The organism is Escherichia sp. S10b (assembly GCF_028421345.1).
Classification (GTDB): domain Bacteria; phylum Pseudomonadota; class Gammaproteobacteria; order Enterobacterales; family Enterobacteriaceae; genus ECMA0423.
Genome location: NZ_JAHZSO010000084.1, coordinates 1 through 1543, shown reverse-complemented (window position 1 = coordinate 1543; position 1543 = coordinate 1). Strand labels below are relative to the sequence as shown.

Genomic DNA, 1543 nt, shown 5'->3' with positions numbered 1-1543 from the left:
CTTTCCAACCAAATTGTTCATTCAGCCGGTATGTTTTTGATCTGCCGACTTTAGGTCCCTCAAAGATCACCCCAACATCCAGTAGCGCGCGAACGGCGCGACTAACATTCGTTTTCTGCATCCCTAAAGTTTCAGCAATATCTGCTTGGGCGATCTGAATGAAGTTTTCGTAATCCAGATCTGCAAGCATCAGCATTAAGACCTTGAATTGCTCCCCGGTTAATTCCTTAGCCAAGATCCGTAATGCGTCTTGATTCATGGTGAAATGCCTCTGAAATGCTGATTTTTGTTTAGGGCGGATAACGGCAACGAAGCCGCCGATAATCTCACCCTGGTCATTTATCTGAGTGATTCTCTCGACATCCTTACTCATCTTTGAACCCTATTTGAGTTATCAATAATGATAACAGTGTTATCATTATTGATAACTATGTCAACTGTAACCCTTAGATTTTATTAATGTTTTTATTCTCCTTTCTGTATCTTTATATTAGGCGTCTAACGCATTGATTCCATTAGATATTTATCCTAGCTGCTCTTTGGGGTGTCGGGGCGAAGCCCTGACCCAGTCACGTAGCGATAGCGGAGTGTATACTGGCTTACTCCTCTGCAAGCCTCGTCAGCCATGATTTTTGTCCGATTTCTCGCTCTCCACGTTCAACAGCTCCATCATGTTTTTGCCGTCCGTTCACCGTTAAAACGCCTCAGAAATCAGGACAGGATGTGCAAATGTAATACCGTCACCCGCGACGATATTCCGTTTGCCATCTGGTCAGAGCTTCGCCCCGACACCCCGTATCAGTGCGTACGTGCTCAATGTGGTTTCCTGTTCTCTTCCGCTTCCTCGCCCACTCGCTCACTAACGTTCGGTCGCTGGGGCTGCGGCGAGCGGTGCCACCTCTCGCATGCTGTCGGTGATTCCGCTGTTGTTCTTTCGGGGATGAGTCGTCAGATAGCCCTTCAAACGCGCTCAGAAGCTCTCAGACGCACGAGGCGGGGTTTAAATGCCCGTCAGGGCATGGAAGGCGCGAAAAACGCTTACAGAGCGTTTCAGGAGGTCAGGCGCGCCGATACCCCTAGCCAGGGGCTTTCAGGTCGCCAGGAACCGCGCCAGCCCCCTGCAAAGCCCATTTGCACGGTACAAGCAGCCACTCGGTTGGTAGGTGGTCGTAGACCGTCGGTGTTACAGCGATGGGGGGTCTGGGGGTCTCCCCAGACGGTTTCCGGTTGCGCTCAAGGCGCTGCCGGAACCGTGGCGGCTCGGTCGTTCTGGAGATCGGGGAGCAAAAACACGCAAGGGATTTTGAGGCGGCAAAAGAGCAATGCAGGATAGACAATCCACTAGAAATTGCATGCAATGTTCTGTGGATTGTCCGCCTGCCGCTGGCTCTTTAAATCCGGCCGCCCTGAATGACACTAAAGCCGTTTTTGAGTGCCTTTTTGTGGTTGGTTACGGTGCCTTTCCAACCAAATTGTTCATTCAGCCGGTATGTTTTTGATCTGCCGACTTTAGGTCCCTCAAAGATCACCCCAACATCCAGTA

The 1543-nt window shown here is 50.6% G+C and carries 1 protein-coding gene; it reads right to left on the bottom strand.

Annotation, left to right across the window (positions count from 1 at the left end):
• Window positions 1–373 (bottom strand): replication protein (locus tag FTE26_RS07105; protein WP_250107175.1); only part of this gene is annotated, 373 nt, incomplete at its 3' end.
• Between the last annotated feature and the right edge of the window lie 1170 nt (window positions 374–1543).